Origin of the sequence: Pseudomonas sp. IT-P260, assembly GCF_949768395.1 — a bacterium.
Lineage (GTDB): Bacteria > Pseudomonadota > Gammaproteobacteria > Pseudomonadales > Pseudomonadaceae > Aquipseudomonas > Aquipseudomonas parakoreensis.
Window position 1 is genome coordinate 654,488 of record NZ_CATKPO010000022.1, and the last position, 14,638, is coordinate 669,125.

The 14,638-nt window shown below is 61.8% G+C and carries 11 protein-coding genes; all 11 read right to left on the reverse strand.

Annotation, left to right across the window (positions count from 1 at the left end):
• Positions 1-43: 43 nt before the first annotated feature.
• A complete protein-coding gene (locus ACM6HV_RS13820) occupies positions 44-1,603 on the reverse strand; it encodes an efflux transporter outer membrane subunit (protein ID WP_414904455.1) in 1,560 nt (519 codons plus the stop codon).
• Positions 1,600-2,670, reverse strand: a complete 1,071-nt coding sequence (locus ACM6HV_RS13825; RefSeq protein WP_414904456.1) for an HlyD family secretion protein — start codon at positions 2,668-2,670, stop codon at positions 1,600-1,602. The genes ACM6HV_RS13820 and ACM6HV_RS13825 overlap by 4 nt, the downstream gene beginning before the upstream one ends.
• A 26-nt stretch (positions 2,671-2,696) precedes the next feature.
• Complete coding sequence (locus tag ACM6HV_RS13830) at positions 2,697-4,235, reverse strand: MFS transporter (RefSeq protein ID WP_414904457.1); 1,539 nt, start codon at positions 4,233-4,235, stop codon at positions 2,697-2,699.
• 188 nt (positions 4,236-4,423) lie between these two features.
• Complete coding sequence (locus ACM6HV_RS13835; protein WP_007961495.1) at positions 4,424-5,341, reverse strand: LysR family transcriptional regulator; 918 nt, start codon at positions 5,339-5,341, stop codon at positions 4,424-4,426.
• Positions 5,342-5,539: 198 nt separating this feature from the next.
• Complete coding sequence (locus tag ACM6HV_RS13840; RefSeq protein ID WP_414904458.1) at positions 5,540-6,406, reverse strand: ABC transporter permease; 867 nt, start codon at positions 6,404-6,406, stop codon at positions 5,540-5,542.
• 20 nt (positions 6,407-6,426) lie between these two features.
• Positions 6,427-7,287, reverse strand: coding sequence for an ABC transporter ATP-binding protein (locus ACM6HV_RS13845; RefSeq protein ID WP_027611118.1), 861 nt, complete (start codon positions 7,285-7,287; stop codon positions 6,427-6,429).
• Positions 7,288-7,292: 5 nt separating this feature from the next.
• Positions 7,293-8,318, reverse strand: a complete 1,026-nt coding sequence (locus tag ACM6HV_RS13850) for an ABC transporter substrate-binding protein (protein WP_414904459.1) — start codon at positions 8,316-8,318, stop codon at positions 7,293-7,295.
• An 18-nt stretch (positions 8,319-8,336) separates the two neighbouring features.
• Positions 8,337-9,233, reverse strand: coding sequence for a TauD/TfdA dioxygenase family protein (locus tag ACM6HV_RS13855; RefSeq protein WP_414904460.1), 897 nt, complete (start codon positions 9,231-9,233; stop codon positions 8,337-8,339).
• Between the two features lie 373 nt (positions 9,234-9,606).
• Positions 9,607-10,974, reverse strand: a complete 1,368-nt coding sequence (locus tag ACM6HV_RS13860; RefSeq protein WP_414904461.1) for an HlyD family type I secretion periplasmic adaptor subunit — start codon at positions 10,972-10,974, stop codon at positions 9,607-9,609.
• The gene (locus tag ACM6HV_RS13865; protein WP_145595674.1) at positions 10,964-13,120 is read right to left on the reverse strand and encodes a type I secretion system permease/ATPase; all 2,157 of its coding nucleotides are present in this window, start codon (positions 13,118-13,120) and stop codon (positions 10,964-10,966) included. Before ACM6HV_RS13865 ends, ACM6HV_RS13860 begins: the two co-directional genes overlap by 11 nt.
• A 42-nt stretch (positions 13,121-13,162) precedes the next feature.
• A complete protein-coding gene (locus tag ACM6HV_RS13870) occupies positions 13,163-14,515 on the reverse strand; it encodes a TolC family outer membrane protein (protein ID WP_041070916.1) in 1,353 nt (450 codons plus the stop codon).
• Between the last annotated feature and the right edge of the window lie 123 nt (positions 14,516-14,638).

Here is a 14,638-nt window from a genome sequence, read left to right on the forward strand (position 1 = left end):
AGTGGCCAATCGAATTCGCCGATTTGCTCCCTCAGGCGCAATCTCAGCGCTGCGCCATCTCCCCCACCGGATACACCGACTCCCATCCCCCACCCAACGCCTTGTATAACCCGACCATCGCCAACGACACACCCGTCGAACTCTCCACCCACTGCTCCTGAGTGGCCAGCAACGCGCCTTGCACGGTAAGGACGTTGACGAAATCGACCACGCCTTCGACGTATTGCTGTTGCGCGGTGCGCAGGGCGATCTGGTTCTGCCGCACGGCTTCGGCGAGGCTGTCGCGGCGGCGCTGGCTGGCGTTGTAGGCCGTCAACTGGTCGTCGATTTCATGCCAGGCGCGCAGCACGGTCTGCTGATAGGCGATGGCCGCTTCCTGTTGCTGGGCTTCGCGCAGTTGCAGCATGCCGCGCAGGCGGCCGCCGTCGAACAGCGGCAGGCTGAATTGCGGGCCGATACCGAAAGCTCGCGAGCCCCAGGAACCGAAATCGCTCAGTTGCATTGCCTGCGAGCCGAGGTTGCCGGACAGGGTGATGCGCGGATAGAAGTCGCCTTTGGCCACGCCGATGTTGGCAGTGGCGGCGTGCAGGCGCGCCTCGGCCTGGCGGATGTCCGGTCGGCGTTCGGCCAGTTGCGACGGCAGGCCGATGGCGACTTGCAGCGGTGACTGCGGCACGGCAGCGTCTGTGGATAACTCTTTGACCAGCGCTTGCGGTGGCTCGCCCATCAACAGACTGATCGCGTTGATCAGTTGCGACTGGCGTTGTTCAAGCGCTGGCAGACGCGATTCGATGGCCGCGACCTGAGCGGCGGCTTCGGCGACATCCAGATCGGTTGCCACACCGTCGTTGAGGCGCAGTTGCGACAGCTTGAGGCTGTGCCGGGCGACGTCGAGGTTCTGCTCGGTGACCGCGCGGGTGTTTTGCACGCCGCGCAGCTGGATGTAGTTCTGTGCGGTGTCAGCGAGGACCGCAAGCAGCACGCCGCGACGGTCGTTTTCGGCGACTTCGAGGGTGGCATCGGCAGCCTCGGTCTCGCGGCGCACGCGGCCCCAGACATCCAGTTCCCACGAGGCGGAGAAACCGGCGTCCCACAGGTTGAAGGCGGAATCGCCGTTGTGCCCGGACGGGTCATTCAGGCCTTCGCCGCTGTTGCGTTTGCGCGCGTAGCTGCCGGTAGCGGCGGTGGTCGGGTAGCGATCCGCGGTGATCACCTGGCGCGCGGCACGGCTTTGTTGCAGGCGGCTGCTGGCCAGTTGCAGGTCGAGGTTGCTGTGCATCGCTCGCTGGGTGAGGGCCGAGAGTTGCGCATCATGGAAAACCTCCCACCAGCGTTCGTTCAGCGGTTCGCTGACGGCCTGGCTGGGGGCGGACTTGGCGGGTTTGGCCCAGTCGGTGATCTGGCGGGCTTCAGGCTTGTGGAAGTCCGGGCCGACGGTGCAGGCGCTGAGGCCAAACAAGCTCACCACGACAAGTGACTGAAACAGACTTTTGTGGCGAGGGAGCTTGCTCCCGCTCGAGTGCGTAGCACTCGCGATTTTTGCGGTCGCTTCGCAACCCAGCGGGAGCAAGCTCCCTCGCCACAGGTTTTTACCCAGAATCATCGCTGAGTCACCTCGCGCTCCGCCGACGCCGAACGACGAGTGTCGATACTCGCCTCTACCGACATGCCCACCCGCAAACGCTCGGCCATTGGCTGACCCGGCTCAAGCACGATCTTCACCGGAATCCGCTGCACGACTTTGGTGAAGTTGCCCGTGGCGTTGTCCGGTTTTACTGCGGCAAAGGTCACTCCGGTCGCCGGGGCGATGCTTTCGACGCGACCGTTCAAGGCCTCCCCACCAAGGCTGTCGACGTGCACCTGCACTTGCTGGCCCGGTTGCACGTCGGTGAGCTGAGTTTCCTGAAAGTTGGCAACCACATACGCCTGCTGCAACGGCACCACCGCCAGCAACTTGCTGCCCGGCGTGACATAGGCGCCGACGCGCACCGCACGCTCGCCGACCATGCCATCCTGCGGCGCAGTGATGCGCGTATACGACAGCTCGAAACTGGCAATTTCCAGTGCCGCTTGCGCATGCTTCAGATTCCCTTCGGCGGCATCGCGTTGCGCCGTGAGAATCTCCACCTGCTTGCGTTCAGCCGCGAGCTTCGCGCTGGCGGTATCGAGCCGAGCGGTTGCCTGATCGATGCGCGTACGCGCCTGTTGCGCGTTCTGCACCGTGCCGGCGCCGACGCCAGCGAGGTGGTTGTAGCGGTTGAGCTCTTGCTGGGCGAAGGCCATTTCTGCCTTGGCCGAGACCACCGAGGCCTGCGCCTGAGCGATCACCGAGGTCTGCCGCTCCAGCGTGGCCCTGGCGTTTTGCAACTGGGCGCGGGCGACCAGGGTTTGCGCATCGGCCGCTTCAGCGGCGGCGCGCAAATCGCGATCATCGATCAACGCCAGCAGTTGCCCGGCCTTGACCTGCTGGTTGTCTTCCACCAGCACTTCCTTGATGAACCCGGCCACGCGCGGCACCACCAAGGTGAAGTCGGCGGAAACGAACGCGTCGTTGGTATTTTGCTGGGTGCGCTTGCCGAACAGTCCCGGCACCGCCAGGTACAGCAACACGCCGACCGCCAGTGCGGCGGCCACGGCCACCGCGAGTTTTTGCTTTGCTTGAGTCGTCATAAAAACCTTCTGTTTCAGTACAGCCATCAGGTCGGCGCGCGCGGCGGAAAAATCCGCGTCGGCAGCCAGAAAATCAGTAGGATCAGCGCCACCGCGACGCCGGCCATGCACACATAGAGATCAGAGGACGTCAGCACCACGGCCTGTTCGTGCAGGCGATGGGCAAGGCCCGGATCGCTGCGATCGGCCAACGGTGAATTACCGAGGTTGTCGATCAACATGGTCGAGTGAAAATGCAGGCGCGCGGTGGTCAGCGCCTCGATGACGCCGGTGGCGATCACCGCCGCGAGGCCTTTCACCGTGTTGAACCACGCCGAAGCGAACGGGCCGTCCTGCGGCTGGATGCTGCCGGTCGAGAGCATCAACAGCGGCAGCACCGACATCGGCTGACCGAAAATCTGCAACCATTGCAGGACGTAGAAATTGTCGCGGATCCACTCCGAAGTCAGCAGCGAGCCGCCCAGGCAGGACAGCGTGAGCATGCTCAAACCGATGCCCAGCACCCAGCGACAATCGACCCAGCGCAGGTTGCACAAAGCCGCCACCAGCGGCAGCGCGATCAGCTGCGGCAACGCGGCGATCAGCATGATCGGCGCGGTCTGCACCGGGCGATAACCCTGGATCTGCGCCAGATAGCTCGACGGGATCAGCACCACCGCCTGCAACACCACCAGTACCCCGGCCAGGGTCATCAGTGCAAACGACAGGTTGCGGATGCCGAGCATCTGCAACTTGAAAAACGGAATCGGCTGCGACCATTCATGGATCAGAAACGCCAGCAGCAACAGCGAGCCGGCGCCGAGCAATGCGCAGATCAGGTTCGATTCGAACCAGTCCAGCCGATTGCCCTGGAGCAAGCCAATCACCAGCATGCAGATCGCCGGAAAACCCAGCAGCAGGCCTTTCCAGTTGAACGTCTTGAGGCGTTCCAGGCGCAGCGGATCCTGCGGAATGCCCCAGGCCACCATCGCCATGGCAATCAGACACGGCACGATGATTTGCCAGAACGTCCATTGCCAGCCGACGTATTCGCTCCATAACCCGGCCAGTGGCGTGCCAAGACCCGGGCCGAACGTCGCCGTCAGCGCATAACCGGCCAGACCATAGAGTTTGAAATTGGCCGGGAGAAAGCGCAGGGCGACGGTCATCAGCATCGGCGGCAACGCGCCGCCGGCCAGCCCTTGCAAGGTGCGCATCAGCAACAGGCTTTCGTAGTTCGGGGCGAACGGGCACAGCACGCCGAGCAGCGTGAACAGGCTGATCGCGCAGAGGGTGAAGCGGCGCAGGGAAAACGTCACCGAGCACCACGGCGCAAACGCCATCGCCGCCACCGAAGTCGCGGCGTAGCAGGACACCAGCCAAGTGCCTTCGTCGTAACCGATGTTCAGCGCACCACGGATGTCGGCCAAAGCGACTTTGGTCACCATCTCGTTGAGACCCGAGACCAGCACCGCCAGCAGCACGCCGACCAGACCAGTGATGATCCGCGCGCCGAACACCGGTGGCGTGGCCGCCGTCGCCGGACTGGCCGCAGCGACGGGCGCCGGGACGGTCAGGGATGTCATGAATACACACTCCGGAGGGAAAATACCGGAGCATTTTAGTAAGGCTTACTGCTGACGAAAATTGACTTATCGGCAGGTTATAAGTGCGTCAGACACAATTGTTCAAAGCAAAAGATCACAGCCTTCGGCAGCTCCTGCAGACTGCGTTCCCCTGCAGGAGCTGCCGAAGGCTGCGATCTTTTAGCCCTTCAGGGCTGCGCGGCCAGCCAGGTTTCGTCGCAACAGGCCTTCAGCGTTTCGCGCAGCCAGCGGTGTGCCGGGTCCTTGTCGAAGCGCGGGTGCCAGGCCTGGGTCAGCATCAGCGTCGGCAACGGGATCGGCAGATTGAACGAGCGCAGCTTCAGGCCCAGTCGGCGCACGCTGAGCAACGCTTCCTTGGGCACCGGCAGGATCAGGTCAGAATCGGGCAAGGCAAACATCGCCGCGTGGAAACTTGGCGCAATCACCGCCACCCGCCGCTCCAGGCCCAAGGCATTCAGCGCAGTGTCGATGGGTCCGCGAGCAATGCCACGGCGCGACATGCTGATATGCGAATAACCGGCATAGCGCTCGGCGGTGATTTCGCCGTCGAGCAACGGATGATCTTCGCGAACCAGACCGACAAAATGCGTGGAGAACAGGTTCTGCACTTTGACTTCCGGGGTCACCGGACGGGTGTTGCTGACACTCAGATCAATCCGTCCTTCGCGCAGCGCTTCGTCGTCGCCATCGCCCTCGGGAACGAAGCGCAATTCGCAGTGCGGCGCCTGCTGGTCGAGGGTGTCGAACAGCTTGCCGCCATACACGCCGATGAAAAAGTCGTTGGCGCGTATGCTGAAGCGCCGCCGCAAGGTACCCAATTCCACGCTGTCGGCGGAGCGAAACAGCAGCGCCGCCTGCTCGACCACATCGCGCACCTGCTCGCGCAATTCGAGGGCTTTGGGGGTGGGTACCAGGCCACGGCCGGCGCGCACCAGGATCGGATCGCCAATGGCTTCGCGAATACGCGTCAGGGTGCGGCTCATGGCGGCGGGGCTGAGGTTCATCCGCCGTGCGGCGCCGACCACACTGCCTTCGTCGAGCAGGGCGTCGAGAGCGACCAGGAGGTTCATGTCCGGGAGTTGCATACAGAGCACTCTTGGCTGATCTGGATTGATCCGGGTGCAATGCTAGCAAACATCCCTCAAGTCTGGTGGTGGCTGCAAGGACGCCATCGCTGGCAAGCCAGCTCCCACAAGGATTGTGAGCTTCCACAAAGTCTATGGCCGGCGAAACTCCTGTGGGAGCTGGCTTGCCAGCGATGGGGCCAGCTCAGTCAATACACATCAGCGCTGCATGCCCCAGCGCTTTACGGTGACCCGCTCCAGCGTATCGAACACCAGATTCTCCACCAGCAACCCGATCAGGATCACCACCGCCAATCCGGCAAACACCTTGTCGGTGTACAGCTCATTACGGTTCTGGAAGATGTACCAGCCCAACCCACCCTTTCCACTGGTCGCACCAAACACCAGCTCGGCGGCGATCAGCGTGCGCCAGGCAAACGCCCAGCCGATTTTCAGCCCGGCGAGGATCGACGGCAGCGCTGCCGGGATCAGGATGAACAGCACAAAACGCATGCCCTTCAGCCCGTAGTTACGCCCGGCCATGCGCAGGGTTTCCGAGACGCCGAGAAAGCCTGCGTAGGTGTTCAACGCCAGCGCCCACAGCACCGAATGCACCAGCACGAAAATCAGGCTGTTCTGCCCCAGTCCAAACCAAAGTAGTGCCAGCGGCAGCAAGGCAATCGCCGGCAGCGGGTTGAACATCGAGGTCAGGGTGCTCAGCAGATCCCGACCAAACTGGGTCGACACCGCCAGTGTGGTCAGGGCGAATGCCAGGACGATGCCGATCAGATAGCCCTTGATCAGCATCACCAGCGATATCCACACCTTGCCCAGCAGCTCGCCGCTGAGCAGGCCGTCGTACAGCGCATGGCCGGTCTGCAGAAAGCTCGGCAGCAACAGGTCGTTGTTCTGCACCCGGGCGATCAATTCCCAGAGGAGCGCCAGCAGAATCAGGATCACACTCTTACGCAGCCAGCCCTGTTGCCACAGGCGCTGCGCCAACGGCAATTCGCGCTCAAGCGGCACGCTGGTCAATGGTTCAAGGACGGTTTCAAACTCTTGTCGTACAGACGATGGTTGGCTCATCGGGCAATCCTCCAGAACGCTCAATAAGCGATACGAATGTCGTTGAAGTCATGGTCACGCTCGGTCTCCGGCGACTGGCCTTCATCGAACAGCAAGCGGTGAATGCGCCGTGCCGATTCCTGAAACGCCACGCCGCCGAGGCTTTGCAGATCGTATTGATGGCTGTGCACCTCAGCGCGTACCCGCCCCGGATGTGGCGACAGCAGCAGGATGCGATTGCCGACCACCAGCGCCTCTTCAATCGAGTGGGTGACGAACAGCAAGGTGAAGCGCACTTCTTCCCAGAGCAGCAGCAATTCTTCCTGCATCTTGCGCCGGGTCAGCGCATCCAGCGCGGCGAATGGCTCGTCCATCAGAAGGATTTTCGGCTGCATCGCCAACGCCCGGGCAATCGCCACCCGCGCCTTCATGCCGCCGGACAAGGTGTGAGGATAGGCGTCGGCAAACGCCGCCAGTCCGACTTTTTCCAGATAGTGCAGCGCGCGTTCCTCGGCGTCCTTTTTGTTCAAGGTTCGCGAGGCCAGCAGCGGAAACATCACGTTCTGTTTCACGGTTTTCCACGGCGGCAGTTGATCGAATTCCTGGAACACCACGATCCGGTCCGGACCCGGTCCATCGACCCGCTGACCTTGCAGGCGAATCTCGCCTTCGCTCGGCGCAATGAAACCGGCGGCCGCTTTCAACAAAGTGGACTTGCCGCAGCCGGACGGGCCGAGCAGCACAAAGCGGTCCGCCGGATCGATTTCGAAACTGACCTGATGGGTGGCCCGCACCACCCGTTGCGGAGTGCGGTATTCGAGGCTGACGTTATCCACCGCCAGCAGCGCTTGCGTACTGGCGACCGGGTTGCTGGCCGCGTGGCCTTGCAAAGGGGCGTTCATTTCGATCAGCTCCCTTGCAGCGGTTTGGCGTCCTGGAAGAAATAGTCCTTCCACGACTCGGGTTTGTTCTTGATCGCACCGACGCGGTAAAGAAATTCGGCCAGTGGATAGGTGTTTTTCGGCGTGACGCTGAATTCGAACTGCGGGTTGTCGATGATTTTCAGCAGCTCGGCGCGGTCGATCCTGGCCTTGGTCACGCGGATGTAGGTGTCCGCCGCCGCACCCTTATCATTCTGCGCAAATTGCGCGGCTTCGCTCAGCGCTTCGACGAAGGCTTTGTAGGTTTTCGGGTTGTCGTTGCGGAATTTCTCGGTGGCAAACAGCACGGTCGGTGAGTTCGGACCGAGGATGTCGTAGGAGTTGAGCACCACATGCACGTTCGGGTTCTGCAGCGCCTGATCCTGGAACGGCGGGTTGGAGAAATGCCCGGTCAGTTCGGTGCCGCCGGCAATCAGCGCAGCGGTCGCATCCGGGTGCGGCACGGCGATGGTGTACTTGTCGAGGCGATTGAATTCCTTGTCTCCCCATTGTTTGGCTGCGGCGAATTGCAGGAAGCGCGACTGCACCGACACGCCCACCGCCGGCACCGCAATGCGGTCCTTCTCGGTGAAATCGGCAATGGTTTTGACCTTGGGATTGTTGCTCACCAGGTAGTACGGGAAGTTGCCGAGCGAGGCGACGGCCTTGACGTTCTGCTTGCCGTGGGTGCGATCCCAGATGGTCAGCAACGGGCCGACCCCGGCGCCGGCAATGTCGATGGAACCGGACAACAGCGCATCGTTGACCGCCGCGCCGCCAGAGAGCTGCGTCCAGTCGACCTTGATGTCGAGGCCTTGCTGCTTGCCGTACTTCTCGATCAGGCCCTGATCGCGCACCACGTTGAGCAATAAATAGACAATCCCGAACTGTTCGGCGATGCGGATTTCACCTTCGGCGTGGGCCACGGTTGGCGCCACCAGGCTACCGGCAAGCAGGCTGAAACCCAGGCCGATGGCCGCCGCCAGCGGTGCAAAGGGAAGACGTTTGGACATGATTGAATCTCCGGCAAATCAGAAAGGCGCGTCGCCCTGGATGGTCGTGCGATACAGCTTGCGGCGCAGGTGCGCGGGGCAGCCCGCAGCGAGGTGGATCAGCGAACGGTTGTCCCAGAACACCATGTCGTGGGGCTGCCACTGATGGCGGTAGATGTTTTGCGGCAGCACGCTGTGGGCGTAGAGCTCGGCCAGCAGTTGTTTGCTCTCGTCCTCCGGCAGACCAACGATACGGGTGGTGAAGCCTTCGCTGACGAACAATGCCTTGCGGCCGCTTTCCGGGTGGGTGCGGACGATCGGATGCACCACTTCGGCGACCTGCGCCAGTTGCTCCGGGGTCAGGGTCGGACGCCAGTTGCCTTCGAATTTGGTTTCGCTGTAGCGCGCGGTGTAGGAATGCGCGGCAGAGCGGCCTTCCACGGCTTTGCGCAACGCCTCGGGCAGGTTGTCCCAGGCTTTGTGCATGTCGGCGAATAAGGTGTCGCCGCCCTCGGACGGTAATTCCTGCGCATGCAGCATCGAGCCGAGACTCGGCAGCTCTTTATAGGAAAGGTCGGAGTGCCAGAACTTGCCAGCGTCACCGAGACCGATGTTCTGGCCGTTCTCGACGATGTTGGAAACGATGAGGATTTCCGGGTAATTGGCCAGCAGGAACTGCTTGAGCACGTGAATCTGCAACACGCCGAAGCGGCGACTGAAATCGATCTGCTGTTGCGGGGTGATGCGCTGGTCGCGGAACACCACGACGTGGTGATCCAGGTGCGCACGATGAATGCGCGCAAAGTCCTGATCGTTGACCGGCCGGGTCAGGTCCAGGCCGATGATCTCGGCACCGACGGCACCGCTGAACGGACGGATTTCAAAGGCTTGCGGCGCGGCAGTCGCGGCGCTTGGGGTGGCAGTAGCTGCGGACATCTTTCAATCTCCCACGCACGGCGCGCTCACAGGCGCGCACGTCGATCAGACACTCACGCTGGATTGCGTGTCGGTTCAGGTCGTGCGGCGCGCCGATTGGTCGGCAGGTACGCAGGTGGGTGACTTTAAAGCTATAAGAACCGGAAATTAAATACCGTTAATGAATAACGATATGGCGGATGGTGAGGAATGGACGGGATGGTGAGTGACGATTTGTGTCACTTACTGACAGGAGTGTGTTATTCCCGCTGACGCCTTCGCGAGCAGGCTCGCTCCCACAGGGGTTCGTTGGTGAACACAAAATGAGTGCTTAACAAAGATCCAATGTGGGAGCGAGCCTGCTCGCGAAGAGGCCATCAGCCGCGCTGCAAATCTAACGCTCGTGCAACGCCTCGGCCCGCGCCCGAATGATCGGCTTGAGCAGATAGCTCAGCACCGACTTCTTGCCGGTGATGATATCCACCGACGCCACCATCCCCGGGATGATCAGCAGCGGCTTTTCATCGGTGCCCAGGTGGCTGCGCTCGGTGCGCACCTTGATGATGTAGTAGGTGGTTTTCTTGTCTTCGTCGGTGATGGTGTCGGCACCGATCTGCTCCAGTTTGGCTTTCAGCCCGCCATAAATGGTGTAGTCGTACGCGGTGAATTTGACGATCGCTTCCTGCCCCGGATGCAGGAACGCGATGTCCTGCGGGCGGATCTTGGCTTCGACCAGCAAGGTGTCGTCCAGCGGCACGATTTCCACCATGTCGCTGCCCGGCTGGATCACGCCGCCGATGGTGTTGACCAGCAACTTGTTGACGATGCCGCGCACCGGCGAGGTGACCAGCGTCCGGCTGACCCGGTCTTCCAGCGCTTTGCCGGTGGCCTGGGCCTTGTTCAGGTCGGTGCGGGCTTCGTTGAGCTGAGTCAGCGCTTCGCTGCGGAATTTGCCGCGAGTCTCGTCGATCTTGCGCTGGACTTCCTTGATGGCCGATTCGGCGCGCGGGATCGCCAACGTGGTGGCGTCGAGCTGACCACGGGTTTCAACTTCGGCACGCTTGAGTCGCAGCACCTCAACCGGCGACACCGCGCCCTGCGCCACCAGCGGCTCGGACATGTTGATTTCCTGGCGCTGCAGGCCCAGTTGCTGGCGGTATTGCGCCTGCTTGGAGCTGAACTCGCGCAGCTCTTGCTGACGCTGGATCAACTGCTCCTGCAAACCGCCGATTTCGTCATGCAATTGCTGACGACGGCTGATGTACAAGGACTCTTCGCTTTTCGCCTGACCCGGCACGGCTTTGAGCACATCTTCCGGGAAGTTCAGCGGACGGTCTTCGACCTCGGCGCTCAGACGTTCGACGCGCAACAGCATCGACAGGCGATCAGCTTCGGTTTCGCCGACGTTGGAAGCAAATCGCGTGTCGTCCAGGCGAATCAGCGGTGCGCCGGCCTCGACGATCTGGCCTTCCTTGACGAACATTTCCGAAACGATCCCGCCCTCCAGGTTCTGGATTTTCTGGATCTTCGACGACGGAATCGCCTTGCCGTCGCCCTTGGTCACTTCGTCGATCACGGCGAAGTTGGCCCACAGCAGCAAGAACAGGAAGAAGCCGATGATTGCCCAGATGGTCAGGCGCACGACGCGCGGGGCGTCCTCGATCAGCGCTTTGTTGACCTCCGGCAGCGGCTGGCCCTGCAGCGAGGCAGAACCCTTGAAGTAGCGACGGATCGACTCTTTGACACCCGACTTAAGCAACACTGATCTGCCCCTTCTTCAACGCTTCCATCACGGCGGCTTTCGGGCCATCGGCGAGAATCTGTCCACGGTCGACCACCAGCAGCCGGTCGACCAGCGACAGCAGCGAGGCCCGGTGCGTCACCAGCACCACGGTCTTGTTTTCAACGACGGCGGCCAGGCGTTGCTTGAGGCGTTCTTCGCCGGTGTTGTCCATGGCGCTGGTCGGTTCGTCGAGCAGCAGGATCGGTGGGTTGAGCAGCAGCGCCCGCGCCAGTGCGACGTTCTGCCGTTGGCCGCCGGACAGGTTCTGCCCGCGTTCACCGACTTGTAGCTCATACCCTTGCGGATGCAGGCGGGCGAATTCGTGCACGCCCGCGAGCTCTGCGGCTTGCAGCACCAGTTCGTCTTCGACATAACGCGCGCCGGAAACCAGATTGTCGCGCAGGGTGCCGGCCAGCAGTTGGATGTCCTGTGGCACGTAGCCGATGTTGTAGCGCAGCTCGCTGACGTCGATCTGACGGATGTCCACGCCGTCCACCAGCAATGCGCCGTCGTCCGGTTGGTACAGGCCGACCAGCAGTTTCGCCAACGAGCTCTTGCCCGAGCCGCTGCGGCCGATGATGCCGATCTTCTCGCCGGGACGGATCACCAGGTTGATGTTCTTCAGCGCCGGGTTCTGCTGTTCCGGGTAGGTGAAGTTCAGCTGACGGCACTCGATCGCGCCTTGCAGCACCTTGCGGCTCAGCGGACGCTCTTCGAAATTGCGCTCCTGCGGCAGCTCCATCATCTGGTCAACCGAGGTCATGGTCACCCGCGCCTGCTGGTAGCGGGTCAACAGACCGGACAACGACGCCAGTGGGCTGAGCGCACGGCCGCTGAGCATGTAGCAAGCAATCAGACCGCCCATGCTCAGGTTGCCGGCGATGATCTGGTACACGCCGAAGACGATCATGATCACCCCGGCCAGTTGCTGGATCAGCAGGGTGATGTTCATCGCCAGACCGGAGAGCATTTTCACTCGCAGCTCGAGGCGGCTGAGGGTACCGATGGTCTGTTCCCACTGATACTGGCGTTCGCTTTCGGCGTTGTTGACCTTGACCGCGTCGAGACCGGCGAGGGTTTCGATCAGGCTCGACTGCCGCTCGGCGCCGAGGGCCATGGTGCGTTCCATGGTCGCGACCAGCGGTTTCTGCAGCGCGTAGCCGATCAACAGCGCAATCGGGAACGCCAGCACCGGAATCCACACCAGATGCCCGCCAAGAATCGCGATGACGATGAAGATCAGGAGAGTGAACGGCAGGTCGATCAGGCTGGTCAGGGTCAGCGAGGCGAGAAAGTCGCGCAGGCTCTGAAACTCATGGATGTTCTGCGCGAAACTGCCGACCCGCGCCGGGCGGTACTTCATGGCCATGCCGACGATGCGTTCGAACAGCGTCGCGGAGATGATCAGGTCGGTTTTCTTGCCCGCCAGATCCAGGCACAGACTGCGCAGGCTCTTGAGAATCAGATCGAAAATGTAGGCACCGGTGATGCCCAGCGCCAGCACCCACAGGGTCGCTTCGGCCTGGTTCGGCACCACGCGGTCGTAGACGTTCATCACGAACAGCGGCGCGGCCATGGCGATGATGTTGATCAGGAAACTCGCGGCGATCGCATCGGCATACAGCCAGCGCGAGCGCTTGAGGGTGTCGCGAAACCAGGAGCGCGCACGCGGGATCAGCGTGCCGTGGTTGACGTCGAATTTGTGCTGCGGCTGGGCGAAGAACACTTTGCCGGTGTAGTCGTCAGCCAGCAGTTCGCGGCTGACCACCGATTCGCCGCCGTCGCTTTCGCTGAGCAGCACCCGGGCTTCGTTGTCACCTTGCCAGCCGAGCAGGACGGCGCTGCGGCCATCCTTGAGCAGCAACAGCGCCGGCATGGCAATCGCCGGAATCTCTTCCAGCTTGCGTTGCAGCACCCGGCCCTGCAGCCCGGCGCGAGCCGCTGCGCGGGGCAGCAACTCGACGCTCAGGCGCTGCTTGGGCAGCGGCAGACCGGTGGTGAGCATCGCCGCACTGGCGGGTTTCTGGTGCAGCATGCACAGAGCGAGCAGACCATCCAGCAACGGATCGTCGTGCATCGCGCGCGGATCATGAATGAGTTGAACTCGACTGACTTCTGATTCCACGCTCGGCACTCTTGGCTAACAATTGAACAATGAAGGTTCTGCTCAATTCATACCGGGCAGTTGGACCTTCGGCTTCACATCGTTCTGCACGACGGATGCCAACGGTGCGACCACTCCCTGGCTCTTGAGCAACTCGCCCATGGTCGCCTTGATTCGATACTGAGTAAATAACTGAATGTTCTTGATCTCGGCCAGACGGCGCGAAGCGGTGAACAACTCGTTTTCGCTGTCGAGCAAATCGAGCAGGGTGCGCTCGCCGAGGCTGAACTGACGCTGGTAGGCGGTACGCACGGCGGTGCTGTGATCAACGTACTGCTGAGCGATCGGCACCTGCGCATTGGCGTTGTTCAGGGCGTTCCAGGCCAGACCCAGTTCTTCATTCAATTGACGCAGAGCGTTGTTGCGGATGTCCAGCGCCTGGTTGGACAGGTACGACTTGGATTCCAGATCGGCCTTGTTGCTGCCGCCGGAGTACAGGTTGAAGCGCATGCGCAGCATGGCCTGCCACTCGTTGTTGTGGCCGTTCTGACCGTCGAGATCGTTGTCGGCGGTGCGACCCAGCTCGGCGTCGAAACGTGGGTAGAACGTCGACTTGGCGGTTTCGTACTGCTTCTCGGCAGCAGCGATATCGGACTCGGCCGAGCGCAGGATCGGGCTGTTTTCCAGCATCTGCTGCCGCGCTTCATTGAGGTTGGCCGGCATCATCGCCATGAACGGCGCCGGACGCTCCAACTGGTCAGGCATCTGGCCGACGGCGCTGAGGAAGTTGGTCTCGGAGTCAGCGAGGTTGGTCTGTTCGGTGATCAGGTTGTTGCGGGCCTGGGCCATCCGCGCTTCGGCCTGATCGAGGTCGGCACCACTGCCGACGCCGCGCTGGGTGCGCAGCTGAATCTGGTCGTAGATGCGCTGATGGCTCTTGAGGTTTTCTTCGGCCAGACGCACGAATTCGCGGCGGGTCAACACGTCCAGGTACACCTGGGCGACGGTCAGCGCGGTGCGCTCGGAAGTCCCCAGCAGGGAGTAGGCGCGCGAGTTGACGGTGGCTTGTTGACGCCCGACTTCGCTCGATGTCGCAAAACCGTCAAAGACCATTTGCGAGAGACGTAAACTTGACTCACTGCGGTTCAGTGTCTCCCAGTGGTTGCCGCCACCGTTGGCGCGCGTGGTCACGCTGTCGGTGCCCTCACGGCCATAACCACCCAGCAGGTCGACCTTGGGCAGGTATCCACCTTTCGCAGCCTTTAACTGATAATCCGCGGCCAAACGACTGTTGACCCCTGCCTGGATTTCCGGATGGACATCCAGTGCCTGTTGCATGGCTTCCGGTAAGGATTGTGCATGGGCGAAAGAGGCGGCCAGAGCGAAGGGTAGAGCCTTGAACAAGTGCAAACGCATGGTAAAGATTTCCCAGGACTTCTTGTCTTGAATCACAGCAAAACGTGCTGCTGCGTCGGATGATTGGCAACCGGAATGACCGTATGTCGGAAAGTTCAAAATAGGAACTGGATCACACGCTGA

Coding starts and splice junctions, on each gene's coding strand:
- ACM6HV_RS13825 (WP_414904456.1), bottom strand. CDS start 2,670: ATGACGACTCAAGCAAAGCAAAAACTCGCGGTGGCCGTGGCCGCCGCA.
- ACM6HV_RS13845 (WP_027611118.1), bottom strand. CDS start 7,287: ATGAACGCCCCTTTGCAAGGCCACGCGGCCAGCAACCCGGTCGCCAGT.
- ACM6HV_RS13850 (WP_414904459.1), bottom strand. CDS start 8,318: ATGTCCAAACGTCTTCCCTTTGCACCGCTGGCGGCGGCCATCGGCCTG.
- ACM6HV_RS13830 (WP_414904457.1), bottom strand. CDS start 4,235: ATGACATCCCTGACCGTCCCGGCGCCCGTCGCTGCGGCCAGTCCGGCG.
- ACM6HV_RS13835 (WP_007961495.1), bottom strand. CDS start 5,341: ATGCAACTCCCGGACATGAACCTCCTGGTCGCTCTCGACGCCCTGCTC.
- ACM6HV_RS13870 (WP_041070916.1), bottom strand. CDS start 14,515: ATGCGTTTGCACTTGTTCAAGGCTCTACCCTTCGCTCTGGCCGCCTCT.
- ACM6HV_RS13855 (WP_414904460.1), bottom strand. CDS start 9,233: ATGTCCGCAGCTACTGCCACCCCAAGCGCCGCGACTGCCGCGCCGCAA.
- ACM6HV_RS13840 (WP_414904458.1), bottom strand. CDS start 6,406: ATGAGCCAACCATCGTCTGTACGACAAGAGTTTGAAACCGTCCTTGAA.
- ACM6HV_RS13820 (WP_414904455.1), bottom strand. CDS start 1,603: ATGATTCTGGGTAAAAACCTGTGGCGAGGGAGCTTGCTCCCGCTGGGT.